Source organism: Photobacterium arenosum, assembly GCF_014841115.1.
In the GTDB taxonomy this organism is placed as follows: Bacteria; Pseudomonadota; Gammaproteobacteria; order Enterobacterales; family Vibrionaceae; genus Photobacterium; species Photobacterium arenosum.
Map to the genome: position 1 here is coordinate 77,411 of NZ_JACYTP010000003.1, position 24,542 is coordinate 101,952.

Annotated in this window: 21 protein-coding genes; 9 read left to right on the plus strand and 12 right to left on the minus strand. The window is 49.8% G+C overall.

Going from position 1 to position 24,542, the window contains the following annotated elements:
* Positions 1 to 64: 64 nt before the first annotated feature.
* The 3 genes from IFO68_RS06280 to IFO68_RS06290 form a co-directional block, all read right to left on the minus strand.
* On the minus strand, positions 65 to 1,597 hold the full coding sequence (locus tag IFO68_RS06280; RefSeq protein ID WP_192015120.1) for a SpoVR family protein: 1,533 nt from the start codon (positions 1,595 to 1,597) through the stop codon (positions 65 to 67).
* Between the two features lie 97 nt (positions 1,598 to 1,694).
* Positions 1,695 to 2,966 (minus strand): YeaH/YhbH family protein, encoded by a 1,272-nt coding sequence (locus IFO68_RS06285; protein WP_192015121.1) that lies wholly within the window; start codon positions 2,964 to 2,966, stop codon positions 1,695 to 1,697.
* Positions 2,967 to 2,996: 30 nt separating this feature from the next.
* Entirely contained in the window at positions 2,997 to 4,931 is a 1,935-nt protein-coding gene (locus IFO68_RS06290; protein WP_192015122.1) for a PrkA family serine protein kinase, read from the minus strand.
* A gap of 362 nt (positions 4,932 to 5,293) precedes the next feature.
* Between IFO68_RS06290 and IFO68_RS21985 the strand changes: the two genes are divergently transcribed.
* Together IFO68_RS21985 and IFO68_RS06295 are read left to right on the plus strand one after the other, a co-directional pair.
* Positions 5,294 to 5,428, plus strand: a complete 135-nt coding sequence (locus IFO68_RS21985; protein WP_272872720.1) for a hypothetical protein — start codon at positions 5,294 to 5,296, stop codon at positions 5,426 to 5,428.
* 53 nt (positions 5,429 to 5,481) lie between these two features.
* Positions 5,482 to 5,862: a VOC family protein gene (locus tag IFO68_RS06295; RefSeq protein ID WP_027252827.1), complete on the plus strand. Its 381-nt coding sequence runs from the start codon at positions 5,482 to 5,484 to the stop codon at positions 5,860 to 5,862.
* Between the two features lie 55 nt (positions 5,863 to 5,917).
* Here IFO68_RS06295 and IFO68_RS06300 read toward each other — a convergent pair whose 3' ends face one another.
* Together IFO68_RS06300 and gap are read right to left on the minus strand one after the other, a co-directional pair.
* Positions 5,918 to 6,790 (minus strand): D-hexose-6-phosphate mutarotase, encoded by an 873-nt coding sequence (locus IFO68_RS06300; RefSeq protein ID WP_192015123.1) that lies wholly within the window; start codon positions 6,788 to 6,790, stop codon positions 5,918 to 5,920.
* Between the two features lie 121 nt (positions 6,791 to 6,911).
* A complete protein-coding gene (gap, locus tag IFO68_RS06305) occupies positions 6,912 to 7,907 on the minus strand; it encodes a type I glyceraldehyde-3-phosphate dehydrogenase (RefSeq protein WP_027252825.1) in 996 nt (331 codons plus the stop codon).
* 345 nt (positions 7,908 to 8,252) lie between these two features.
* Here gap and msrB point away from each other — a divergent pair, with 345 nt between their 5' ends.
* Positions 8,253 to 8,642, plus strand: coding sequence for a peptide-methionine (R)-S-oxide reductase MsrB (msrB, locus tag IFO68_RS06310; RefSeq protein WP_192015124.1), 390 nt, complete (start codon positions 8,253 to 8,255; stop codon positions 8,640 to 8,642).
* Positions 8,643 to 8,668: 26 nt separating this feature from the next.
* On the opposite strand, the gene IFO68_RS06315 is transcribed toward msrB, so the two are convergent.
* On the minus strand, positions 8,669 to 9,556 hold the full coding sequence (locus tag IFO68_RS06315; RefSeq protein ID WP_225445092.1) for a DUF2989 domain-containing protein: 888 nt from the start codon (positions 9,554 to 9,556) through the stop codon (positions 8,669 to 8,671).
* Between the two features lie 209 nt (positions 9,557 to 9,765).
* Between IFO68_RS06315 and IFO68_RS06320 the strand changes: the two genes are divergently transcribed.
* A complete protein-coding gene (locus tag IFO68_RS06320) occupies positions 9,766 to 10,065 on the plus strand; it encodes a YeaC family protein (RefSeq protein WP_192015125.1) in 300 nt (99 codons plus the stop codon).
* Between the two features lie 42 nt (positions 10,066 to 10,107).
* Here IFO68_RS06320 and IFO68_RS06325 read toward each other — a convergent pair whose 3' ends face one another.
* The 3 genes from IFO68_RS06325 to sppA all read right to left on the minus strand — a co-directional run bounded on the left by IFO68_RS06325 (position 10,108) and on the right by sppA (position 13,874).
* Entirely contained in the window at positions 10,108 to 10,782 is a 675-nt protein-coding gene (locus IFO68_RS06325; protein ID WP_192015126.1) for a glutathione S-transferase family protein, read from the minus strand.
* A 106-nt stretch (positions 10,783 to 10,888) separates the two neighbouring features.
* The gene (gene ansA, locus IFO68_RS06330) at positions 10,889 to 11,902 is read right to left on the minus strand and encodes an asparaginase (RefSeq protein WP_192015127.1); all 1,014 of its coding nucleotides are present in this window, start codon (positions 11,900 to 11,902) and stop codon (positions 10,889 to 10,891) included.
* A 118-nt stretch (positions 11,903 to 12,020) separates the two neighbouring features.
* Entirely contained in the window at positions 12,021 to 13,874 is a 1,854-nt protein-coding gene (sppA, locus tag IFO68_RS06335) for a signal peptide peptidase SppA (protein WP_192015128.1), read from the minus strand.
* A 210-nt stretch (positions 13,875 to 14,084) separates the two neighbouring features.
* Here sppA and IFO68_RS06340 point away from each other — a divergent pair, with 210 nt between their 5' ends.
* From IFO68_RS06340 to IFO68_RS06350, 3 genes are all read left to right on the plus strand, one after another.
* Positions 14,085 to 16,100, plus strand: a complete 2,016-nt coding sequence (locus IFO68_RS06340) for an NADPH-dependent 2,4-dienoyl-CoA reductase (protein ID WP_192015129.1) — start codon at positions 14,085 to 14,087, stop codon at positions 16,098 to 16,100.
* Between the two features lie 128 nt (positions 16,101 to 16,228).
* Complete coding sequence (locus IFO68_RS06345) at positions 16,229 to 16,777, plus strand: NAD(P)H nitroreductase (RefSeq protein ID WP_192015130.1); 549 nt, start codon at positions 16,229 to 16,231, stop codon at positions 16,775 to 16,777.
* A gap of 170 nt (positions 16,778 to 16,947) precedes the next feature.
* Positions 16,948 to 18,939, plus strand: coding sequence for a DNA topoisomerase III (locus tag IFO68_RS06350; protein ID WP_192015131.1), 1,992 nt, complete (start codon positions 16,948 to 16,950; stop codon positions 18,937 to 18,939).
* Here IFO68_RS06350 and IFO68_RS06355 read toward each other — a convergent pair.
* Entirely contained in the window at positions 18,923 to 20,437 is a 1,515-nt protein-coding gene (locus IFO68_RS06355; protein ID WP_192015132.1) for a GGDEF domain-containing protein, read from the minus strand. The genes IFO68_RS06350 and IFO68_RS06355 overlap by 17 nt on opposite strands.
* A 403-nt stretch (positions 20,438 to 20,840) precedes the next feature.
* Between IFO68_RS06355 and IFO68_RS06360 the strand changes: the two genes are divergently transcribed.
* Complete coding sequence (locus IFO68_RS06360; protein ID WP_192015133.1) at positions 20,841 to 21,116, plus strand: hypothetical protein; 276 nt, start codon at positions 20,841 to 20,843, stop codon at positions 21,114 to 21,116.
* Between the two features lie 70 nt (positions 21,117 to 21,186).
* Here IFO68_RS06360 and IFO68_RS06365 read toward each other — a convergent pair whose 3' ends face one another.
* On the minus strand, positions 21,187 to 23,061 hold the full coding sequence (locus tag IFO68_RS06365) for a DUF3413 domain-containing protein (protein ID WP_192015134.1): 1,875 nt from the start codon (positions 23,059 to 23,061) through the stop codon (positions 21,187 to 21,189).
* Between the two features lie 33 nt (positions 23,062 to 23,094).
* The gene (locus IFO68_RS06370) at positions 23,095 to 23,313 is read right to left on the minus strand and encodes a YejL family protein (protein WP_027252814.1); all 219 of its coding nucleotides are present in this window, start codon (positions 23,311 to 23,313) and stop codon (positions 23,095 to 23,097) included.
* A 76-nt stretch (positions 23,314 to 23,389) separates the two neighbouring features.
* Here IFO68_RS06370 and yejK point away from each other — a divergent pair, with 76 nt between their 5' ends.
* Positions 23,390 to 24,403, plus strand: a complete 1,014-nt coding sequence (yejK, locus tag IFO68_RS06375; protein ID WP_192015135.1) for a nucleoid-associated protein YejK — start codon at positions 23,390 to 23,392, stop codon at positions 24,401 to 24,403.
* The last annotated feature ends 139 nt before the right edge of the window (positions 24,404 to 24,542 follow it).

Sequence of the window (24,542 nt, forward strand, 5' to 3'; positions counted from 1 at the left end):
CTTATCACCGTGTGAATGAAAAAGAGAGGCGTAATGCCTCTCTTTTTTTGCGCAAGATTTTAATTCAGAGCTCTGAAGAGTAACTGCTGCTTCTGTTAGGGCAGGTCGACAGAATATGACTTCTGCCATCGCTCAACTCTTCTTCGAGAATGACATCAAATCCCCACAGACGGTGAAGGTGTTTCAGCACCTCGTTATAGCTGTCTGACAAAGGTATCCGGTTATGCGGCACGTACCTTAGTGTGAGCGACCTGTCGCCACGTAATGCCACGTTCCATACTTGTAAGTTCGGCTCGTTGTTGCTCAGATTGTACTGTGACGACAGTTTTTCCCGAATGGCTCTGTACCCTTCTTCATTGTGAATAGCATTGACTTCCACATAGTTGTTTCTGTCATCGTCATCAACGGCAAAGAATTTAAAATCACGGATCAGTTTGGGTGATAAAAACTGGCTGATGAAACTCTCGTCCTTAAAGTTCTCCATTGCAAAATGCACAGTATCCAGCCAGTCTTTACCGGCAAAGTCAGGAAACCAGTACTTATCTTCCTCGGTGGGATGTTCACAGATCCGGCGTATGTCCTGGAACATGGCAAACCCGAGGGCATAGGGGTTGATGCCGCTATAGTACGGACTGTTGTAGGTTGGCTGTGCAACTACATTGGTGTGGCTGTGCAGGAACTCAAGCATAAAGCGATCAGTTACCAGCCCTTCATCATAGAGGTGGTTCAGAATGGTGTAGTGCCAGAACGTCGCCCAGCCTTCATTCATGACCTGGGTCTGTTTCTGAGGATAAAAATATTGGCTGATCTTGCGCACAATCCGCACGATTTCTCTCTGCCAGGGCTCAAGAAGCGGGGCATGTTTTTCAATGAAGTACAGAATGTTCTCCTGTGGATCAGCAGGAAAACGGATTTCTTCATTATGGAGATCCTTTTCCGCTTGCGCCGGAATAGTGCGCCACAGAGCATTTACTTGCGTTTGCAGGTAGTCTTCCCGTGCTTTCTGACGGGCGGTTTCTTCAACCAGCGAGATTTTTTGCGGGCGCTTGTAACGATCAACGCCGTAGTTCATCAGTGCATGACAGGAGTCGAGCAGTTTTTCAACCTCCACATCACCGTATTTTTCCTCACATTCAGAGATGTATTTCTTAGCAAACAGCAGGTAATCAATAATTGAGCTGGCATCCGTCCAGGTTTTGAACAGGTAGTTGCCTTTAAAGAATGAATTATGGCCATAGCTGGCATGGGCCATGACCAGGGCCTGCATGGTGATAGTATTCTCTTCCATCAGGTAGGCGATACAGGGATCTGAGTTGATCACTATTTCATACGCCAGCCCCATCTGACCATGCTTGTAACCACGCTCCGTTTCAATAAAGCGCTTTCCGAATGACCAGTGATTGTAGTTAATCGGCATGCCGATGCTGGAATAGGCATCCATCATTTGTTCGGCAGTAATGATCTCGATCTGGTTAGGGTAGGCGTCTAACCGGTAATGGTTGGCCACCCGCTTGATTTCCATGTGGTATTGATCAAGCAGTTCAAATGTCCAGTCCGGACCATCACTGAGTGCCTTTTGTTTGATCTCTGTTTCCATAACCCACTCCCCTGATGCGCGTCGGCCAATAATCAGCGCTGTCCCTTAAGTGTAGATTGCAGATGGGCGAGTTTTTAAGTCGCCCTGCACCTTAGGATTAATGGACTTGTTTTTTGAACAGTTCTCGGAATACCGGGAAGATGTCTTCTACGCTGCGAATGTTCTGCATGGCAAAATTTTCATGATTGCCTAACAGGGACTCATATTCACGCCACAGTGTTTGATGAGCCCGACGGGTGATCTCAATGTATGAGTAATAACGCGAAACCGGCAGAATATGCTTGTCGAGCAACTCACGGCAGCCAGGGGAATCATCCGCCCAGTTGTCGCCATCTGAAGCCTGCGCGGCATAGATGTTCCATTCTGAAGGGGAGTACCGCTTCTTAATGATTTCATCCATCAGCCGCAATGCGCTGGATACTATGGTGCCCCCGGTTTCCTGGGAATAGAAAAACTCGTGTTCGTCTACTTCTTTAGCCTGTGTATGGTGGCGGATAAAAACCACCTCCACATTTTTGTAGGTTCGTGTCAGGAACAGGTAAAGCAGGATATAGAAGCGTTTCGCCATATCCTTGGTCGCCTGATCCATGGAACCTGATACGTCCATCAGACAGAACATCACTGCCTGACTACTGGGCATAGGGCGACGTTCGTAGTTTTTGTATCTCAGGTCAAAGGTATCGATAAATGGCACTTTGCTGATGCGATCACGCAGTGTCTGTATTTCTTCTTTCACACGTTGTTCATCAAACGGCTGTGCCGGTTCTGTGCTTTGTAATCTGTCGAGTTCAAGTTCCAGCTCTCGTAACTGGCGACGTTTTGCTGCCGTCATTGCGGTACGACGGGCAAGTGAATTCCGCAGGGACCTGACAATAGCAATATTGGCCGGTACCCCGGTAGATTTAAACCCTGAGCGGAAGGTTTTCCACTCAACAAGTTTGTTGAACTGATTTTTCTTCAGATTAGGGAGTTCGAGATCTTCAAACAACAGATCCAGATACTCGTCTTTAGAGATTTGAAAGACAAAGTCATCCTGTCCCTCGCCATCAGGGCTGGCCTGACCTTCGCCGGCCCCACCGGAACCGGCTCCTCCCTGGGGCCGCTCAATGCGGTCACCAGGGCTGAACTGATCGTTACCAGGGTGGACGATTTCTCGCTGCCCACCTCGTCCCTGATGGAACGAGGGTTCACGTATGTCGCGGGAAGGGATAGTAATGCTCTCTCCGCTTTCCACGTCAGTGATGGAGCGTTTATTGACGGCATCAGCAATAGAATCTTTGATCTGTTGCTTGTGCCGGCGTAAAAAACGCTGCCGGTTCACTGTGCTCTTATTTTTGCCGTTGAGCCTGCGGTCGATAAAGTGCGCCATAAGCTCTCCCCCTTGATCATCATCCATCAATTACGATGATTTACGTACGCGCAGATACCATTCAGACAACAGACGTACTTGCTTGCGGGTATAGCCTTTTTCCATCATACGGGCGACAAAATCGTCGTGCTTCTTCTGCTCCTCCGTAGAGGTTTTGGCATTGAACGAGATGACAGGCAGCAACTCTTCGGTATTTGAGAACATTTTCTTCTCAATAACCGTGCGCAGTTTCTCGTAGCTGGTCCAGTTCGGATTCTTACCGGCATTGCTGGCACGTGCACGCAATACAAAGTTGACGATCTCGTTACGGAAGTCTTTCGGATTACTGATACCGGCAGGCTTCTCGATTTTTTCAAGCTCGTTGTTCAATGCAGCGCGGTCGAACAGCTGTCCTGTTTCCGGATCGCGGTATTCCTGATCCTGAATCCAGAAGTCCGCATAACTGACATAACGGTCGAAAATGTTCTGGCCGTACTCAGAATAGGACTCCAGATAAGCGGTCTGAATTTCCTTGCCGATGAATTCGACATATTTGGGAATCAGGTAGCCTTTCAGGTGCTCCAGGTATTTCTCGGCATTTTCCTGCGGGAACTGTTCACGCTCAATCTGTTGTTCCAGAACATAGAACAGGTGAACCGGGTTCGCGGCGACTTCAGAGTGATCGAAGTTGAACACCCGAGACAGGATTTTGAACGCGAAGCGGGTCGACAGACCAGCCATGCCTTCATCCACACCGGCGTAATCGCGGTATTCCTGATAAGACTTGGCTTTTGGATCCGTGTCTTTGAGGGTTTCACCGTCATACACCCGCATTTTTGAGTACATGCTTGAGTTCTCCGGCTCTTTCAGGCGCGACAGCACTGAGAAGCGGGCCAGGATATCCAGCGTACTCGGAGAACATGGCGAGTTAGCCAGTTCACTGTTCATCAGTAGTTTTTCGTAAATCTTGATTTCTTCCGACACACGCAGACAATAAGGCACTTTCACTATGTAAACACGATCGAGAAACGCCTCATTATTTTTGTTGTTCCGGAATGTCTGCCATTCTGATTCGTTGGAGTGAGCCAGAATAATGCCATCGAAAGGCAGGGCGGACAGACCTTCTGTACCGTTATAGTTACCTTCCTGGGTGGCGGTCAGCAGTGGGTGCAGCACTTTCAGCGGTGCTTTGAACATCTCCACGAATTCCATCATGCCCTGATTGGCTTTACACAGCGCACCTGAGTAGCTGTAGGCATCCGGGTCATCCTGGGCAAAATGCTCAAGCTGACGGATATCCACTTTACCGACCAAAGATGAAATATCCTGATTGTTCTCATCACCAGGCTCTGTTTTCGCGATACCTACCTGATGCAGAATGGATGGACGCACTTTCACCACTTTGAATTTGGTGATATCTCCACCGAATTCTTTCAAGCGTTTCGCTGCCCATGGCGACATAATGTTATTCAGATAGCGATGAGGGATGCCAAATTCTTTGTTCAGAATTTCGCCGTCTTCAAGCGGGTCGAACAGGCAGAATGGGTGGTCATTTACCGGACTGCGTTCACCGTTAGCAGTCAGCACATAAATGGGCACTTTTTGCATCAGACTTTTTAACTTTTCAGCCAGTGAGGATTTACCGCCACCTACCGGACCCAGCAGATAGAGGATTTGTTTACGTTCTTCCAGGCCCTGAGCGGCATGTTTCAGGTAAGAAACAATTTGTTCAATGGCCTCTTCCATACCATAGAAGTCTTCAAACGTTGGATAGCGTGACATGACGCGGTTGGAAAATATCCGGCTCAGACGTGGGTCTTTCGCGGTATCTACCATTTCCGGTTCACCAATGGCCATCAGAAGACGTTCTGCGGCGTTTACGTAAGCACTGCGATCGTTACGGCAAATCTCAAGGAATTCTTGCAATGAAAGCTCTTCATCCTTGGCTTCTTCATAGCGATGACGATAGTGGTCAAAAATACTCATGGTATGCCCCCTGAATCGTTCTTCAATCATTTAGAAAGGACGAAATCAATAATCTTTCACATCCCTCATAACTAAGACTAGACCTAACTAATTAATTTGCTTTAGTGAGTGGTTGGTTTTGCTGAAAAATTTAGCTGACACATCAGACTATAGTGGGCAAAAAACAACCTACCATAGAGGTACTATCCTCCTATCAACAGGGATCTGCAAGCCATCTTGTTCAAAAAAACGCCACTTTACCTGGGCCGAGATCCAGCCTGAAGTCGCATTATTTCAGGAAAGTGAGTTGAAGCGGGCAAACGGTAGGAACTGGTGCGAAATCTGGTTTCGGCTGTGCGGGTTGGCGTTAAATGATGCGGGTAATGGGAAAGTCAGCGGAAGATGGTTTTTTAGGGGTAGGCACCGAAGGCAGCCAGCTATCTGCGATGTCTCAGCATTGGGAAATCGGCTCAGAGGCGGAGTACACCATCAAACTGCTTGCTTATTTTTTGAGCTAAATCAACAGCTCTGATTTAAGCTAGAAAAGTGTAGCTTGAGGGGGAGGAGATACATGCCGATTTCGCGGGTTGATACTGTGTCGATTCCTGTATCGGACCAAAGCCAGGCTCTTTTATTTTACCGGGATGCACTGGGATTTGAGTTGATCAGGGATCACAAGGCAGATAGCCATAAACGTTGGATACAGCTGGCACCTAAGGGCGCAGAGACGACCATTAGTCTGGTTATGCCATTTGGGGGAATGCGGGCAGGTTCTGTTCAGGGGTTGGTGGTGCATACTGATGATATTACCTCGACATACGATGAGCTCACCAACCGGGGGGTCAGTCTGTCAGAAATTGTGACCTTAATGGGAGGGCGTTTCGCGACTTTCAATGATCCGGATGGTAACGGCTGGGTGCTGATTGAAGCGGATATTACCATGCAGGCCTGAGATCAGAGGTTGAAGTCAGGGGTAAGGCAGGCTCAGGTTTTCCTGAGCCTGGCAGTTACTCGACGCAGATTTCTGTACTGAGATTGTGCGATTGCCCGGGTTCCAGCACAATACCCTGACCCGCCAGTGCTGATTCCACACACAGCATAGTGGTGTAACCATCCGGTGTCATGTCAGCCATGCCTGCTGCACCGGACTGCCATGGGTTCCAGACCACGGCGCTGTCATGGCCATGGTTATGCATGCGAAGACGGCGAAACAGGGCAGGATCTTCCAGATAAATCGTGTCCTCAGCCCGGCAGTAAACTCTGTCTACGGCGTCATCGAATTGTAAAACACCATTGGTCGGAAGCCGTTGCTGATCGGCCAGACCGTCGAGGTATTCATTACCCAATCCGGACAATTTCGTTTGCATTATGTCTCCAACGGCCAGATAGGTATGAAGCGCGCCGGACATAAGCCACGGACGTTGGTCGGTATTGGTGCTGGTCAGTTGGACTTTGAGGGTTTTATCGAACTCAAAGTGGAGCCGGTTGTGGAAGCGGTAGGGCCATATAGCCCGGGACTTGGGGGAGTCATGCAGCGTGAGCGTGACAGTGACATGGCTTTGCTGATCGTTGAAACTTTCCAGCTCCCACACACTGGAACGCGCAAAACCGTGCGATGGACTGGCCACTTTACCGAACCATGGCCAGCAAACTGGAATGCCGCCACGAAGAGCTGACTTACCCGAGAAGTCGGCGGCTTCACTCATCCAGATCAGATCTTCGTGTCCCTGAGGCTGGAAACTTAAGAGATGACCACCAAATAATGAGATAGCTGCCTGGCATTCAGGGTGAAGAATTCGAATGATATCCACACCATCAAGACGGCACAGGCTGATATGTTCTGAAAGCACTGTTGAAGTCGAGAGTTGACGTAAGTCCATAGTGATTCCTTTAAAAGCCAATGAAGGTAGCGGGCGACACTTCTGCCCGTCGAGACTCTATCCGGGATGACAGATAGCAAAAAGGCGGCCATCAGCCGCCTTTTCAATCATCGTCTAAGTATTACTTAGAGATGTGAGCAACCAGATCCAGTACTTTATTAGAGTAACCGATCTCGTTGTCATACCAGGAAACAACCTTAACGAAAGTATCGGTCAGAGCGATACCTGCGTCAGCGTCGAATACAGAAGTACGTACTTCACCGATGAAATCCTGAGAAACAACGGCATCTTCTGTGTAACCCAGTACGCCAGACATCTCAGCTTCAGAAGCACGCTTCATTTCAGCTTTAATTTCTTCGTATGTAGCAGGTTTTTCCAGGTTTACAGTCAGGTCAACAACAGAAACGTCTGCTGTTGGAACGCGGAATGCCATACCAGTCAGTTTGCCGTTCAGCTCAGGAATGACTTTACCTACAGCTTTAGCCGCACCAGTTGAAGATGGGATGATGTTCTGAGAAGCACCACGGCCACCGCGCCAGTCTTTCGCAGAAGGACCGTCAACAGTTTTCTGAGTAGCAGTTGTTGCGTGAACAGTCGTCATCAGACCGTCTTTGATGCCCCACTTGTCGTTCAGAACCTTAGCGATAGGTGCCAGACAGTTAGTAGTACAAGACGCGTTAGAAACGATTTCCTGACCCTGGTAAGTTTCGTGGTTCACACCCATTACGAACATAGGAGTGTCGTCTTTAGACGGACCAGTCAGAACCACTTTCTTTGCACCCGCTTCGATGTGCTTACGTGCAGTCTCGTCAGTCAGGAAGATACCCGTTGCTTCTGCAACAACATCAACACCGATTGCACCCCAGTTCAGGCTTGCTGGATCGCGTTCGGCGGTAACACGTACAGTCTTGCCGTTAACGATCAGGTTACCGTCTTTAACTTCAACTGTGCCTTTGAAACGGCCGTGAGTTGAATCGTACTTCAGCATGTAAGCCATGTACTCGACGTCGATCAGGTCGTTGATACCGACAACTTCAATATCATCACGTTCTACAGAAGCACGGAAAACGAAACGACCGATGCGGCCAAAACCGTTAATACCTACTTTGATAGTCATTATGTTGCTCCACAACTTAATTTCTAATGAAAGATAACTGGTAGTAAAATTACATAATCTAACGCTGGTCTGCAAGCAAAAACAGACCTCAAATTGTCTTTAATCAAAAAAGTTTCGGATTTTTATTACAATCCTGGCCGAAAGATGAATAGTTCACCTATAAATGCTGGCAAAGTAATCAACGATGTAGCTCAGTTTTAATTCAGTACCCGAAATACAGGGGAATATGCTTAAATGCACTGTTTCGATGTAAAAACCTTTCGAGCAAAAGTATGTGCCATATATGCAAAAATTGGCAAATTTTAAGTAGTACGGTTTTGGAAAACTGTGTTTACAGGCAGGTAAATGGCTTTTAAAACAAATTCTTACTGGAAAGAACTGCTATCAGATGAACAATATTATGTCTGTCGGGAAGGTGGCACAGAAGCCCCTTTTTCAGGCACGTTATTGCATAATAAGAAAACAGGAATATATCACTGCACTTGTTGTCAAATTGCCTTATTTCATTCTGAGCAAAAATACGATTCGGGATGTGGCTGGCCGAGTTTTGATGCACCTGTTAAATCTGATTCAATTCGATATTTAAGCGATACCAGTCATGGGATGAAGCGAACGGAAATTCGCTGCGCTGAGTGTGACAGTCATTTAGGGCATGTATTTGATGATGGGCCGGTTTCTACCGGGCAGCGATACTGCGTCAATTCGGTCTCACTGCAATTCAGTGAAGTAGAGTAACGGCAGTGCTGCCCGTGATGGCGTTGTCAGGACGGTGGCTGGTCGGGCTGCTGGCTTGGCAGGGAGATCAGATTTTTTTCTACATAGACACGGTTAAAATGGCCGGCACTGATGCTCTGTATGATGCTGTCTGCTAAGGAATCCAGATGACTTTTATCTTGTTGCGGCATTGGATACAGGCGCGATAAGGTCTCTGAATTGGCCACGGGTAGTCCCATCAGGCTACCTACTCTTGACCATAAATAGGCTTCGGTTTTGTTGTTGTCCTGATGGGCCTGCGTCGCCAGTGTCAGAATAATGTCTGGTTTCACTTTAACTTTACCCTGATAAAGCTCCAGAGCTCTTAACAGAAGCTGGCGAGTTTTGGCTTTATCAACACCAGTATAAAAAGAGGCCAGTGCCAGTTGCAATTCCGGTGTCTGAAGCTGGCCTGTGCCTTCCAATTTCAGAAATTCTTCCTTAGCCTGGTGCTCGCCCTGGCTCCAGCGGTCATAAATAACTTCGGGTTCTTTGGAGTCAGCCAGCTCTTCGCTTAGCTGTTCCATGACCTCATAGCTGTGAATAAGCGCAGCGGTCCGCACTGATTTACGTTCTTTATAGCGGGTTGGTTCAATTTCTGCGGCATACTCCAGGCAATACTGGTAGCTGCGGGTGAACTCAAGAGTATGCAGTTTTTCAATGTCAGTCGGCGTTTTCAGCTGTTTATAGCGTTGCCAAATGAGATCTGTACGCTGGATACGGCACTGGCCGTCATTGTTATTCAGTCCTTTACATAGCTCGGGATGTGCCGAGCAAAGACTGTCGGTTGTTTTAAACTCGCCCTGGCAGGCTGGCAGAAATGCGACAGCAGATAAAAAAAACAAAATGTTGCGCGTTTTTTTGCCAGAAGAAGTCATGTGCGGTGCGTTACTCATAGATGGGTTCACTAGAATCAAGAATACCCTAATACCTATCGGCAGAAACTGACCTGAGAGAAAGAATAATGTGACATTGCTGCAGTGTGATCACGAAAACAAAAGAAAACTAAAACCAAGACGCTACTTGACTGGCAAACTCAGGTCATTATCGTAGCCTACCATTGCAAGTGGCCTGAAATAGTCGGGCATGAAGAGGAGTAGATGGGATGGATGTACAACAGATTCTGGCTGCCATGACCCCAGAGGTGTACCAAAAGTTACTGGCGGCGGCTGAAACAGGTAAATGGGCTGATGGCACCCCATTAACTGAGGCTCAGAAAGAGTCCACCATGCAGGCCGTCATGCTGTATCAGTCTCGTCATAATACCGAGGCCGAGCATATGACAGTGGCAGCCGGTGGTGAGATTCGCTTTAAGTCTAAATCTGAGCTCAAGCGTGATTTTGCCATAGAAGACAGTGAAACCCCTGTGGCAGATATTGCCCGTTTCACTTTACAGCAAAACTGACACCTATGACCCTGTAAAGGCTGGTGCGCTCATCTGCAGTTATCACTGCCTGGGCACAGTGAAAGGCACAGGGTCACAGTAAAACCCACTCAATTCATGATCTTCCTGCGTCACCAGACTAGACACCCAGGGCTCTTGCTCAATACCTTCCAGATACATGGCCAGTTTGGGATAGTAAGGTTTCAATCTTAAGCCAGCCATCCAGCCACTGCGGAAAATACTCCATAGCGTAATTTCGGCCATCGAAAAACGGGTCGTAATATAACCTTCTGCCGGCACTTGTTCTTCCAGGTAGTTCAGAACCGGCGGCAGATGATGCTGAATGCAGTCGTCAATGGCATCCTGATCAACGTCTTTTTCCAGAATCTGCCCCCTCAGAATTTTCTGATAGAAGAGCACGCCAGCGAGCAGTGCGCTGAGCCGGGTATCGGCATATTCTTCCAGCCACCGGATTTTTGCTCTTTCACCGGCATCGCCCGGGTACAGCGGAGGAACCGGGTAGATGTCGTCAAGGTAATGGGCAATAACTGTTGAGTCGATAACTGTCAGACTGTCATGTTCCAGCACCGGCACTTTTCCCATTGGATGGCGTTTGTGCGCCAACTCTTTTTCCAGGTACGGGTTGAGCGGTTGTAAGTTGTAATTCAGCCCTTTGTAAGATAAGGCCAGCATGATTTTTCTGACAAAAGGAGAAATGGAGGCGCCGTGCAGAATCATAGTCAACCTTGCTCATAGTCAACAGACGAAATTTGCTATAAGTGTAGCTGAGATATAAAAAGAGCCGCACGAGTGCGGCTCAATTGGGGGAGTCCGATTAACTTGATTAGCGGGATAACTCGCCGCGGATGTCCTGTTGCATCAGCTCACGCACTTTTTCTGTTGGCAGCGCCTGGCTGAGCAGAAAGTGCAGTTTCGCCAGTGCGGCTTCCCGAGTCATATCATAACCACTGAGTACGCCGGCATCCGCCAGTGCACAGCCAGTTGCGTAACCATCCATGTTCACTTTTCCGGACAGGCACTGAGTCAGGTTAACCACTATGACGCCGCGGTCGGCCGCTTCTTTAAGCTGAGCCAGAAGATCAGCGTTTTGCGGCGCATTACCCACTCCGAATGTCAGCAGGATCATGGCGTTGACCGGCTGGCGCAGGGTGTTGCGGATAACTTCAGGTGAAATGCCGGGGTACATAGTAATCACACCGATTGGTTGCGGGGTAATTTGGTGTACCCGAAACTCACCTGCCGGCTGTTTGTTCAGCTCTGTGGCTGGTTTTACCTGAATGTTGATACCTGCTTCGATCAGCGCTGGCATATTGGGTGAAATAAAAGCATTGAAACCGTCGGCATGGGCTTTTGTGCTGCGGTTGCCGCGCAGAAGCTGGTTATTGAAGAAAACCGTCACTTCATTAACCGGGTAATTAGCCGCGAGATGCAGCGCATTAAGCAGGTTGCTTTGACCGTCTGAGCGCATTTCTGCCAGTGGGATTTGCGAGCCGGTGACAATCACAGGCTTGCCCAGATTTTCCAGCATGAAGGATAAAGCAGAAGCGGTATAGGCCATGGTGTCCGTACCATGAAGAATGACAAATCCATCAAACTTGTCGTAGTTGGCCTTAATATCATCAGCAATGCGTTGCCAGTCTTCAGGAGTCATATCTGAAGAGTCAATCAGTGGCGCATATTCATGGATAGTGAATGCAGGCATTTCTGAGCGGTGAAACTCAGGCATGTTCTGCAGTTGCTGTTCCATAAAACCAGCGACAGGAATATATCCGTGAGCTGACTTCTGCATTCCAATTGTTCCGCCTGTGTAGGCGATATAGATATGTTTTTTTGTCATTAGAGTACGGGTACAGCATAGTTATTGATGGTGAAGGCATTATACGGTGAAAACCGGCGAAAAAAAGCCCGGATATACCGGGCTAAGTCAAGTTTCATCACTGTGAATCCGAAAAGAGTTAATTTCCTGTGCTGGAACAATTCAGACAGAAAGCATATTGTCCTTTGGGATCATTGAAATTATTCATATTGGTGATATCGGCTGTAATATGGCGCAAAGCCGGCGTGAACACATTGGGTAGCTGGGCGGATATTGCCATGCCAATGCGCGCGCTGGTTTCTGACGTCATATCCTGCAGAAACTGCTCCATCGGGCTGAGCGGCAAGGCTATCCAGCGAATGTCGTAGTTGTCCAGTTTTGCCAGTTTGGCCGCAGAGACAATGGCATCATCGAAATCACCCAGACGATCAACCAGACCCAGTTTTAATGCATCCTGACCCGTCCAGACCCGGCCTTGTGCTATTTTGTCTGTCTCTTCGAGTGATATATGGCGATTCTCGCTGACCAGGCTGATAAAGCGCTGATAGCCGTTTTCGATACCCAGCTGGAAAATTTCAGCGACATCGTCAGGCAAGCCTCGGGTTATCCCGATACCGGCAAAGGGGGTAGTACCGACGCCATCGCTGTGCACCCCGATGTTTTCCAGGCCTTTTTCAAAGGTAGCCAGCATGCCGAAGATACCGATAGAACCTGTGATAGTGGTTGGCTGAGCAATAATTTCACTGGCGCTGGACGAGATCCAGTAACCGCCGGATGCCGCCAGGCTGGACATTGACACCACTACAGGCTTGCCAGCCAGTTTTAATGCATCCACTTCATTGCGGATAATCTCAGAAGCGAAGGCACTGCCACCAGGGCTGTCAACGCGCAGAATCACCGCTTTAATGTCATCATCAAGACGGGCTTCTCGCAGTAAAGCGGCCGTTGTGTCGCCACCGACTCTGCCTTGCCCTTGCTGACCATCGACAATTGCGCCGCTGGCAACGACTATGGCAATACCATTGCTGCTTGGCTCGAATGGTGCACTGACCGAAGGCTGATAATCGTAATAACTGATCTGATTAAAGCCATGGTCGCCATCGCTGCCAAATTCCTTGATAAAGGTCTGGCGTAGTTGGGTACGGCTGATCAGTTCGTCTACCAGTCCCATTTTCTGGCTCAGGCGTGCGAAATCGCCCTCGACACTTTTCAGTTCTGCAACCAGATCTTTGACTTCAGGGTTCAGGACACTGGCATGGATGTGGCGGTTACGTGCGACATCCTGCGTGTAAGCGTCCCACATCTGGTTGAGCCAGACTGTGTTTGCTTCGCGGGCAGCGTCTGACATGTTGTCACGGGTGTAGGGCTCAACGAATGATTTATAGGTCCCGACGCGGAAGACATGGGTGGTGACATCCAGGTTATCCAGTAAGGTTTTATAGTACAGCGAATAGCTGCCGTAACCTGTCAGCATCACGCCGCCGTCGGCAGACATGAACACTTTGTCGGCGAAGCTGGCCAGGTAGTACTGGCTCTGGCGGTAGTGATCGCCCGTGGCATAGACAGGTTTGCCAGCCTGCTTGAATTCTTCAATGGCCTTGGCAATGTAGCGCAGCTTCGTCAGGTTCGTCTCTGGCATGCTTTTCAGATTCAGGATAAGGCCGGTGATCCTGTCATCCTTGGCGGCAGCCCGAATGGTATCGACGATGTCAAACAGGATATTTTCCTGAACCGGCACCTGACCCATGGCGCTGTCGACAAATTGATCGAAGGGATTGACGTAGGAGCGCTGCTCAACAATCGGGCCGTCAATATCCAGTACCAAAGCGGCCTTTTCTGGCAGAACCGGCGATTCAGCCCCTTGCTGAAAGGCAAAAATGATAACCCCAATCAGAGCAATAAAAAACAGGTTAAAAAATAGCTGACGGGTAAAGCTCAACAGCTTCCAACATCCGCGCAGCACTTTGGCAATGCCTTTTAGTAGTACTTTCATGGCCTTTCCTGATAATAAATCCCAGTGCTTATCCTAACCGAGACACAGTGTAAAATCCTAATGATAGCTATATTGCGACTAAAATTGCGTATTTGGAAAGTACCGCAGCAGTGATGGATGTTGAGGTTATGTAAACAGGTGTTTGAGTGAAGGTTAACCCTATGCTATAACTGGTCTGACCTACAATAATTAAAGAGATATAGGGAAGCTATGGACACTCTTACCTACCCACACTTGCTGGCACCTTTGGATCTTGGCTTCACTCAGCTTAAAAACCGGGTGTTGATGGGGTCTATGCATACTGGCCTGGAAGAAGCACACGATGGATTTAAAAAGCTGTCTGCCTTTTACGCTGCCCGCGCCAGAGGTGGAGTAGGCTTGATTGTAACTGGCGGCTTTGCACCCAATTTTCGCGGCCGCTTGACACCACTCAGTGCCGAATTCAGCAGCGGACGAGCGGCAAGGGCACACCGGGTTATTACAGATTCTGTCCACAAAGAAGGCGGCAAGATTGCCATTCAGCTTCTGCATGCCGGGCGCTATGCGATGCATCCGTTTGCTGTCAGTGCTTCTGGCATTAAAGCACCTATCTCTAAATTTACGCCCAAAGAAATGAGCCGCCGCCAGATCCTCAAGACCATTGACGCCTTTGCACGCAGCTCTGAGCTGGCGAGAGAAGCGGGTTATGACGGCGTTGAGCTGATGGGCTCTGAAGGTTATCTGATCAATCAGTTTATCTGTCAGCGTTCCAACCACAGAACCGATGAATGGGGCGGTAGCTATGAGAACCGGGTCCGTTTTCCTATTGAATTGGTGAAAGCCGTTCGTGCCCGGGTAGGCACAGATTTTATTATTATTTTCCGTCTTTCGATGCTGGATCTGGTGGAGCAGGGCAGTACCTATGATGAAGTGGTACAGCTGGCTCAGGCGCTGGAAGCCGCCGGTGTGACCATTCTCAATACCGGTATCGGCTGGCATGAGGCGCGAGTTCCTACTATAGCGACTCAGGTTCCCCGGGCAGCGTTCAGCTGGGTAACGGAAAAGCTGAAAGGTAAAGTGTCTATCCCGCTGGTGACCTGTAACCGGATTAATACGCCAGAGGTGGCAGAGTCCATTCTTGCTGCCGATCAGGCGGATATGGTGTCCATGGCCCGTCCGTTCCTGGCTGACGCTGATTTTGTGCTGAAGGCCGAACAGAACCGTGCCGACGACATTAATACCTGTATTGGCTGTAATCAGGCCTGTCTGGATCATGTTTTTGCCGGCAAGCGGGCAAGTTGCCTGGTTAACCCTCAGGCCTGTTATGAGACAGAGTTAGTGCTGACCCCGGCCGCACAGCACCGCAAAGTGGCGGTTATCGGTGCGGGTCCTGCTGGGCTGGCTTTCGCAACGGCTGCTGCAGAACGCGGCTTCGAGGTCGATTTATACGAGAAGAACGAGTATATCGGCGGGCAGTTTAATCTGGCGATGCAAATTCCGGGTAAAGAAGAATTCCGGGAAACGATTCGTTATTTCTCCCGCCGTTTGAGCCAGACAGGTGTGAACCTGAAATTGGGCAAGGCGGTGGATATCAATGAGCTTAAAGGCTATGACGATGTCGTGGTCTCGACCGGGGTGAAACCTCGTATTCCCGCCATTCCCGGATTGGAAGCCAGCGATAAGGTGATAGATTATCAGACACTGATCCGCGATAAAGTGCAGCTGGGTCAGCGGGTGGCTGTGATCGGTGCTGGTGGTATCGGGGTGGATGTCTCAAGTATGCTGACAGAACCTCAGGACAGTTCTCTGGACAGCTGGTTACAGGATTGGGGCATTGATAAAACCATTACCCATGCTGGTGGTTTATGTACGCCTCAAAGCGAGCACAGTGAGCGCCAGGTGTGGCTGATGCAGCGCAGGCCCGGCAAGATGGGTAAAGGGCCGGGTAAGACGACAGGCTGGATCCACCAGCAGGTGTTGCTGAAACGCGGTGTTGAAATGCTCTCCGGCGTCAGCTATGAGAAGATTGATGAGCAAGGCCTGCATATCAGCGTGGAAGGACAGCAGCGCGTGCTGGAAGTTGATCATATTGTGCTGTGCGCCGGTCAGACTTCGGTGGAAGAATTGTCGGCACCGCTCAAAGCGCTGGGCATCAAGGTGCATGTCATCGGTGGTGCTGAATTCGCCGGGGAAGTGGATGCCAAGCGTGTTATCCGTCAGGGAACAGAGCTGGCCGCCCGTCTTTAGATATCGGCAGGTATCGGCTACTGTGACCAAGAGGCTCCTGAGGGAGCCTCTTTTCGTTGCCGTTACTCAGAAGAGCAGATGTGGTATGGTATTTAACAAGAATTGTTATCATCGAGGATACATAATCTATGGATGCACTGTCGCTGCTGCTTAATCGTCGCTCCTTGCCTAAAATGACCGCCCCGGCCCCTCAGGGTGAAGTGCTGGACAATATTCTTCGTGCCGGCCTGCGGGCACCGGATCACGGTGCGTTGACGCCCTGGCGTTTTATCGTCTCGGAAGGCGAAGGTTTGCATAAGCTGGCCGATATTCTGGTCTCTGCTGCCCAGGCTGATAAGGCAGAAGAGGCGGTGATCGAAAAAGCCTCTAAAGCCCCTTTCCGTGCGCCTATGGTGATTACTGTTGTCGCTAAAGTGCAGCCCAGCGATAAAATTCCAGTGATTGAACAACATCTGTCGGCAGGCTGTGCGGCGCAGGCAATGCAGATGGCGGCGGTTGCTCAGGGTTATGCTGGCTTTTGGCGCACAGGAAGCTGGGCATATCATACTGTGGTACGCGAAGCGCTGGGCGTACAGGGTGATGATATGATTGTCGGTTTTCTGTATCTGGGTACCCCGGATTGCCGTGATGCGAAAGCGCCAGAGCGGGATTTGGCGCAATTTGTTGAGTATTTATAGCTTTCTGTATAGTTTCCTGCAGGCTTCTTCAGGCAGCTTATTGCTGCCTGTCTCTCCTCAATCCTGCGACGGCTTTGTGAACTTTTACTGGGTTTATATCCAGTAATGATTGTCACCTATTGCTGAATTCTTTATAGTGCGGAGAGTTATTTCCAGTAGTTACAGACTTCATGACCCGTCTTTATATCGCTGAAAAACCCAGCCTTGGACGTGCTATTGCAGCCGTCTTACCCCGTCCGCATAAGAATCATCAAGGCTACATTGAAGTCGCCAACGGCGACATTGTCACCTGGTGTATCGGCCATTTGCTCGAGCAGGTCGAGCCGGATGCGTATGATCCGCGTTATAAGAAATGGAATCTGGATGATTTGCCTATAATTCCTGAGCAGTGGCAACTGGCACCGAGAAAATCGGCTAAGCAGCAACTGAGTGTGGTCCGCAAGTTAGCTAAACTGGCAGATGAAGTGATACATGCTGGCGATCCGGACAGGGAAGGTCAGCTGCTGGTCGATGAAGTGATCGACTATGTTAAGCTGGCCGCCGCGAAAAAAGCGGCCATGAAACGCTTACTTATCTCAGATCTTAACCCGGCAGCAGTCAAAAGAGCGCTCGGGCAGTTAAGGGACAATAGCGATTTTATTCCGCTGTCTGTGTCAGCCCTGGCCCGCTCCCGGGCGGATTGGCTGTACGGCATGAATATGTCTCGTGCTTATACCTTGCTCGGGCAGCGGGGCGGCTATAAAGGCGTACTGTCGGTCGGCAGGGTACAAACACCTGTGCTTGGGCTGGTGACTCGCCGGGATGACGAGATCGCCAATTTCGTGCCGGTTCCTTTCTATGATGTCTATGCATTGATCCCCTATCAGGACAACGTTATCCGCGCCCGTTGGCAGCCGAGCAAGGCCTGTGAACCCTGGCAAGACGATGAAGGCCGGGTGCTTAATCGCAAGCTGTGTGAAAATGTTGTGGCGCGCATTAAGGGCCAGCCAGCCACTGTTTCGGATGCGGAGCGAAAAGAAACCCGCCAATCGCCGCCCTTACCTTATTCTCTGTCGGCACTGCAGATCGATACAGCGCGTCGCTTTGGCATGAGCGCGGCGGATGTACTGGCGTGCTGTCAGTCGTTGTACGAGAAGCACAAAGTCATCACCTATCCGCGTTCTGACTGCCGCTATCTGCCGGCCGATCACTATCATCAGGCCAGTGAGGTGGTGAAAGCTGTGTCTTCAACGGCACCGCAGATGCTTGAGGCGGTCAAGGGCGCAGATTTATCAATACGCTCAAAAGCCTGGAATGACAGTAAAGTGGATGCGCACCATGCCATTATTCCCACCCCGAAAGCGGTGCAGCCCGGCAGCCTGAATGATCAGGAAGCCAAGGTTTATCAGTTGATTGCCCGTCAGTATCTGATGCAGTTTTACCCGGCGGCGGTTTACGCGGAAGCTAAGCTGACGTTTGCTATCGCAGGCGGAGTGTTTATTGCCAGAGGCCGCCAGCTGATGCAGCCGGGCTGGAAAGTGTTGCAGGGTAAAGACGATGCCGACAAAGAGCAGGATCTGGCCGATAAAGTGCCGCCTTTGGATAAAGGCACAGTGCTGACCTGCCAGGACGGAGAAATCAAAGACAGGGTGACGGAGCCGCCTAAGCATTTTACCGAAGCAACTTTGCTTCAGGCGATGACGGGGATCGCCAGATTTGTGGCAGATAAATCGCTGAAGAAGATTCTGCGCGACACGGACGGTTTAGGTACGGAAGCAACCCGGGCCGGTATTATGGAAGTCTTGTTCAAGCGCCAGTTACTCTACCGTCAGGGGAAGAATATTCATGCCTCAGACGCTGGCCGCGCTCTGGTGTACGCCTTACCTGATGAAGCGACCTACCCGGACATGACGGCACATTGGGAACACCAGCTGCAGGACATGGCTGAGCGGAAATATGCCTACCAGCCGTTTATGGGAGCGCTGCAACAGCAGATTGAGCAACTGATGGGGTCGATCAAATCAGGTGGTGTCCCGCCAAGCCTCCGAACACTTCAGGCGGTTGCTCCTCCGGCCAGTAAAGGAAAGGGCGGCTATAACCGGCGTACGCGGGGCAGGCAACATTCGGGTGCTACAGGTCAGAAAAGTACCGGCCAGAAAAGAGCGGCTAGTCGTCGTAAATAAAAAAGGCATCCCGGCCCAGCGATTTGGCTTTGTATAAGGCGCTGTCGGCCTGATTAAACAGTTGATCCGCTGTCGACTGTTTGTCCGGCACCATACAACTGATGCCAACACTCACAGTGACATTGCAGTATTCCTGATCGTTGACAGGAATGAGCAACGAACGAACCGCTTTCAAGGTGTTTTCGGCGGCGACAATCGCTGCCTGAGCGTTTTGACCCGGCAGCAAGATAACGAATTCTTCTCCGCCATAACGGGCAAACAGTGCCCCGGCCCGACGTTCGACCGAGACCAGCGTCTGGGCAATCAGGGTCAGGCAACGGTCGCCCATCGCGTGACCATAAGTGTCATTGAACGACTTGAAGTGATCCACATCGATAATCAGCAATGAGACGGGTAACTGGTGCCGCTGGGCCCTGCGCCATTCTAAGGGCAGGGTTTGATCAAACACCCGCCGGTTCGGCACCTGCGTTAAGGGATCATGACGGGAAGTGTGTTCCAGTTGCCGGTTTAACTGCTGCAATTCCCGCGTCCGTTCGGTGACGCGCTTTTCCAGTTCGCCATTGAGCTGGCTGAGGTGTTCTTCTGTCTGTCTGCGAACCAGATGCTGAGAGACAATAAAGCTGAACTGCTTGAGAAGCTGCGGGTGATAGTCAGCCAGCGGGCGTCCGTTGATCAGGTTATCGTAAGCTATCCAGCCGACGCGTTTATCCCCGTCCCACAGTGACGTGTAAGCACTCCAGCCAAACCCGATTTCCTGTAAATCATGATAGAGCGACGTGTTCTCTTCAATGGCCAGGTAACCGTGTTGTGCCTGAGGATGGTCAATGAACCAGTGAGGCGGGATAGGGGATTCAAAATAGGCTTCTTTTACCGTATTGCCTTCAGTATCTGTGCCATAAGTGCCTTTCATCCGGTTATGCCCTGTCAGAAGAAAGATAGCGATACGATCAATCTTCAGCACTTTCTTTCCCTGTTCGACGGCATGAAAGAGCATATCGTCAATACTTTCAGCACGCCATAAAGCGAAAGAGATGTCGTGCAAGCCCTGCAGCATATCCAGTAAAACCGGGCCCGAACCGGCAGGCTGCTCTGCTGCGATGTCATTTTTCAGCTCGGCACTCAGGTGGAGGATACAAGGCTGTAAATAGTCAGGGTCTGTGCATGGCGAACCTGCCGGATAACTCAGTGCCAGCAAGCCAATAGGTGTACCCTGATGTTGCAGCGGAAGCCAAAGCACCGCCTTCTCAGCAGACTGCCGGTGAAAAGGCATCGGCTGACAAAGCCAGCCTTCGAGCTCTTCATCACGCGGTGATATAGGCAAGCTATGGAATGGGGTGCAATGCGTGAAATGAGTCCACTCAGCGTGCTTTTTTACGAACAGCCGACAGGATGAGGCACCCAAATGGCGGCAAAACAGAGGAAGCAGCCCGTCAATAACTGCTGGCCTCTCTGTTGCTGTCTGCCATTGTGAAAAGTATGCCTGATAGAAGGAATCCATTCCGTTCTCGCTGCTACTGACCTGGAGGGTTAATGAAATGTTTTTTAATACATTACGATATAAAAATAATGAAAAGAGAACAGAGTGCTAACGCGGGAAATTCAATAAACATATATAGCAATTAGTTAAAATCTGGCCGTAGTCAAATTTATTATGTGTGTGTGTGCGTTTTGTTGCATTGACACCCTGAAGGTATTTATTTTGCGGACGATGCACGAAGGCGGTAATGCGTGTTTGTTGATGGCTTTGTTGCCAATTTGTGGCGGGCTGGCCTGGACATGCCGTAGGTCGCTCAGTAGCCAGACGGCCCTTGTGTCACTATTGAGACAGAGTTAACTGACAAGTTTCACTATTTTTACCTTACGGGGATATTTTGACTTTATTTACACCGTCAGGTGAGAACATGAAAAGACGACATGTGTTTTTATTGTGGGTATCACTGTCTCTGATTTTGTCGGCATGTGGCCAAACACGGCATGCTCAGCTCGCAGAACTGGGATTTGCCCGCAATTATCTTGAAGGGTATCAGGATGGTTGTGACAGCCGAAAAGTACAGGCGACGACTTTCTATGACGGGTTTCGTCAGGATCCCGAGAGAATGAAGAAAGAGAATAAATACGCGAATGGCTGGAATGATGGCTATGAGCAATGCTACGCCAGCAATATTGATTACCATTAGTTAGTTTAGTTGGCTGGCCGGTAATGTTCATAAAGAGCAGGGCAGCTATATGGGCTGCCCTGTTGAGAGATTATTGCGCAGACCCCGGCTGATAAAACCGCTTCAGCTCATGCATTACCTGCATCAAAGTGGAGAGTTTCGGTTTCCCGTTATCTTTCATTCTGTATTCAGCGTCGTACACAGTGTAGTTGCCGTATTTATCAACTATTGTGGTGCCTTCCGGCTGGACAACAACAATGTCCTGATGGTCGCCAGCCAATACCCAGCGACGTTTATTGCTGGTATCGAACAGACTGATGCCACTGCTGTAAAACTCAGGCGCTGTCGTGGTACTGAGCAGGGTTTCCATCAGAGTAGGGACAATATCAAGGTGACTGGTTGCCCGGCTGATCTGTGCGGTTTGGCTATCTGGCCAATGGACGATCAGCGGTACTTTCAGCTGATACTGGCTGTAATTGGATCCCGAGCCCCAGGAATTGGTGCCGGTTTCATTAAACTCAGTACCGTGGTTGGCGGTGATAATCACTACAGTATTGTCCAGCATGTCGCGTTTAATCAGGCTATCAAAGATGGCAATCAATTGCTCATCAACATAGTAAGCCGAATTACGATAACTGTTTTTCAGTAGCTCAGCCGGATCTGTGCTTGAGTCTTCACCGGGCTGAGTGTCTTTCAGCGAGGGTGAAAATGTGGCTGCAACGGCATTGTCAGAATCTTCGTAATCCTGGACTGATACCAGTTCCAGATAGCCAAACCAGGGTTTGCCTGCGGTTTGTTTGCTCAGCCAGCTTTGCATATTGGTAATGGCTTGCTGATCGCTATATGTCTCCGGGTTCAGGGCCGCGGCTAAAGCTATCTGATCTTTGGTGAAGATAGCCTGCGGATAGATGACATCGGCAAAGCCTGAACCGCTGAACAAACCAAACCGATACCCGCGTTTAGTGAGGGTTTCGAGCAAGACCGGTGGGCTGTGCTCTGCCCGGATACTGGTATTGTAGGCGCCGGGCAGGCCATAAAATAAGCCAAAGGTCCCCAGGGTACTGTCGTTTCCAGTACTGTAATGCTCAGTAAAGTTCAGATTCTGCTGCGCGTAGGCAGCCAGATACGGCATGGTTTCAGCTGTGACCATATCACTGCGTAAGCCATCGATCATAATAACCAACAGGTTCTGGCCGGTCCCTTTATCGCTGAATGACAGCGGCTTGAGCGGATAGCGGATGCTCTCGCTGTTTTCAACGCCCTGCTTTTCCTGCAGACGGGCATATTCCTGCCTGTCTAACAGGCCATGGCGTTCCATAAAGGATTTGGCTGTCATTGGATAAGACAGCGGAAAATTGGATCGCTGCGCCGTAACGGGCCGATAAAGATTGGCATCGGCCCAAATGTAGAGCAGATGGCTGGCGAGGAAACACAGTCCGAAAACAGAAGCAATCGGTACGCCGACATGCTTGCGTGTAAGTTTACGCAGCTTGCGCCACAGCCATTCAGACAGGAACAGCTGGAGCAGGAAAATGGCTGGCACGACTATGAACAAGTATTGCCAGCGGGCATTCAGTTCGGTGCGTTCCCCACTGAGTAACAGATCCCAGACCAGAGGGCTGAGATGGAGATCCAGGCTTTCATAAGCATGGGTGTCCAGAATCAGTATGGTTTGACCTATGGTTCCAACCAGCACCGCAAACAGTCGCATCAAACGCTGCGAAGGGATGAGAAAGCTGGCAGGAAACAGAATGAGAATGTAAAAGCCAAAAACCAGAAAGCCGAAATGACCCACCCAGCTCAGGCCCATATAAAGCTGCCCCATCAGGGTTTCCGGCCACTCCGAATGGATAATGTACCGGGTGCCTAACAGCATGGCGGCGATAATATTGAAAAAACTGAACCAGTGTCCCCAGCTAATCAGTTGAGACACGGTTTCTTTGTAGTTGTTTCCGCTGGAGACCATATACCTGTGTTCTTCTTCTCTCTGGTGCTGGGATTAATCTTTCTTGATTGAGGTCAGCAGAGCTTGGGCGAATTTATCAGCAATGGCTTGACGTTGTGATGCCGGAACATCGGCATTAATGATATTGGTAGCAACATTACCTACAATCATAAGCGCTAATTCAGCAGATGTATCGTGCTTTTCAAAGACATCGAACACATCATTAAGGATCTGTTCCACTTTTTCATTACTGTATTTTGATGTAATTGGCATATCAGGTCTTGTTTTATGGTGAAGAAAGCGACTTATAATACCCTACACTTTAGATTTACTGAAAAACTTTTCCATTATGAGTCTCACGCTTTCCAACGTCATCCTGCACCAATTCTCCAAAAACGAACAAGATGAGCTGTCTGTTCAGTTGAGAGAGCAGGAACTAGAACATACCGATACCACCACTGAACTGGTTGCTGAACTGCACCGGGTGTACAGCAGCAAGGGTACCAAAGGCTTTGGCCGATTCTCCGAAGAGAGTGAATTCGGTTACTGGCTGAAACAGTGCCGCCAGGGAGAACTGGATTTTCTGACTTTTTCAAATCAGGCGTCACAACGTCTGCAATCTGAGCTGGTGAAGTATCCGTTTGCTGATGCCGGGACACTGGTCATGGCGCAATACCAGTCTCTGGCCACCGATTATCTCTTCATTGGTCTTCTGCCAACCTGCCACAGCATGAAGGTGACTGATCAACTTGATATTAGCGCCACAGACTATCTGGATGTCAGCAAAATGGAAATTGTTGCCCGGATAGACTTGTCATCCTGGGAGACTGATCCCGAATGTAATCGCTACCTGACCTTTATCAAGGGGCGGGTTGGTCGTAAAGTGGCCGACTTTTTCCTGGATTTCCTGCAGGCGGAAGTCGGCCTGGATGTCAAAGTGCAGAATCAGGTGCTGATGCAGGCGGTTGAGGATTTCTGTGCTGATTCTCGTATGGATAAAGAGGAAAAGCAGCAATACCGCAAGCAGGTCTACGATTACTGCCACGGTCAGCTGCAGTCCGGTGAAGAAGTTGCGGTGAAAGAGTTGTCGGGTGAATTACCTGCCACAGAGGCCGGGGTCGACTTCTACCAGTTCACCTCCAACCAAGGCTATGAGCTGGAAGACACCTTTCCGGCTGATCGGACTGCCATGCGTAAGCTGACCAAGTTTGTCGGCTCCGGTGGCGGGCTGACGATCAACTTTGACAGCATGCTGCTGGGTGAGCGAATTTTCTACGATCCGGACACCGACACACTGACGATTAAAGGCACACCGCCGAACCTGAAAGATCAGCTTCAGCGACGTCAGAACAGCGACACCTGATACGCAGTTGAACAGTCGTACTGTACAGTTGGAAATCTGTGCAGTACGTCTTATCTAACTTTAGTGTTTCGGACACTTTATCCGTGTTATTCCTTATCTATTATTCAGAGCCAGTTTGCCTGCGCTGTCCCAACGCTTC

What these genes read in the sequence shown, in the direction of transcription:
- IFO68_RS06300 (WP_192015123.1), bottom strand. Translation starts at nt 6,790, where the DNA reads ATGGACTTACGTCAACTCTCGACTTCAACAGTGCTTTCAGAACATATC.
- IFO68_RS21985 (WP_272872720.1), top strand. Translation starts at nt 5,294, where the DNA reads ATGGGAAAGTCAGCGGAAGATGGTTTTTTAGGGGTAGGCACCGAAGGC.
- IFO68_RS06350 (WP_192015131.1), top strand. Translation starts at nt 16,948, where the DNA reads ATGACCCGTCTTTATATCGCTGAAAAACCCAGCCTTGGACGTGCTATT.
- IFO68_RS06325 (WP_192015126.1), bottom strand. Translation starts at nt 10,782, where the DNA reads ATGATTCTGCACGGCGCCTCCATTTCTCCTTTTGTCAGAAAAATCATG.
- IFO68_RS06340 (WP_192015129.1), top strand. Translation starts at nt 14,085, where the DNA reads ATGGACACTCTTACCTACCCACACTTGCTGGCACCTTTGGATCTTGGC.
- IFO68_RS06320 (WP_192015125.1), top strand. Translation starts at nt 9,766, where the DNA reads ATGGATGTACAACAGATTCTGGCTGCCATGACCCCAGAGGTGTACCAA.
- ansA (WP_192015127.1), bottom strand. Translation starts at nt 11,902, where the DNA reads ATGACAAAAAAACATATCTATATCGCCTACACAGGCGGAACAATTGGA.
- IFO68_RS06370 (WP_027252814.1), bottom strand. Translation starts at nt 23,313, where the DNA reads ATGCCAATTACATCAAAATACAGTAATGAAAAAGTGGAACAGATCCTT.
- IFO68_RS06365 (WP_192015134.1), bottom strand. Translation starts at nt 23,061, where the DNA reads ATGGTCTCCAGCGGAAACAACTACAAAGAAACCGTGTCTCAACTGATT.
- msrB (WP_192015124.1), top strand. Translation starts at nt 8,253, where the DNA reads ATGGCTTTTAAAACAAATTCTTACTGGAAAGAACTGCTATCAGATGAA.
- IFO68_RS06295 (WP_027252827.1), top strand. Translation starts at nt 5,482, where the DNA reads ATGCCGATTTCGCGGGTTGATACTGTGTCGATTCCTGTATCGGACCAA.
- IFO68_RS06285 (WP_192015121.1), bottom strand. Translation starts at nt 2,966, where the DNA reads ATGGCGCACTTTATCGACCGCAGGCTCAACGGCAAAAATAAGAGCACA.
- IFO68_RS06360 (WP_192015133.1), top strand. Translation starts at nt 20,841, where the DNA reads ATGAAAAGACGACATGTGTTTTTATTGTGGGTATCACTGTCTCTGATT.
- yejK (WP_192015135.1), top strand. Translation starts at nt 23,390, where the DNA reads ATGAGTCTCACGCTTTCCAACGTCATCCTGCACCAATTCTCCAAAAAC.
- IFO68_RS06290 (WP_192015122.1), bottom strand. Translation starts at nt 4,931, where the DNA reads ATGAGTATTTTTGACCACTATCGTCATCGCTATGAAGAAGCCAAGGAT.
- IFO68_RS06345 (WP_192015130.1), top strand. Translation starts at nt 16,229, where the DNA reads ATGGATGCACTGTCGCTGCTGCTTAATCGTCGCTCCTTGCCTAAAATG.
- IFO68_RS06280 (WP_192015120.1), bottom strand. Translation starts at nt 1,597, where the DNA reads ATGGAAACAGAGATCAAACAAAAGGCACTCAGTGATGGTCCGGACTGG.
- gap (WP_027252825.1), bottom strand. Translation starts at nt 7,907, where the DNA reads ATGACTATCAAAGTAGGTATTAACGGTTTTGGCCGCATCGGTCGTTTC.
- IFO68_RS06355 (WP_192015132.1), bottom strand. Translation starts at nt 20,437, where the DNA reads ATGGATTCCTTCTATCAGGCATACTTTTCACAATGGCAGACAGCAACA.
- IFO68_RS06315 (WP_225445092.1), bottom strand. Translation starts at nt 9,556, where the DNA reads ATGAGTAACGCACCGCACATGACTTCTTCTGGCAAAAAAACGCGCAAC.
- sppA (WP_192015128.1), bottom strand. Translation starts at nt 13,874, where the DNA reads ATGAAAGTACTACTAAAAGGCATTGCCAAAGTGCTGCGCGGATGTTGG.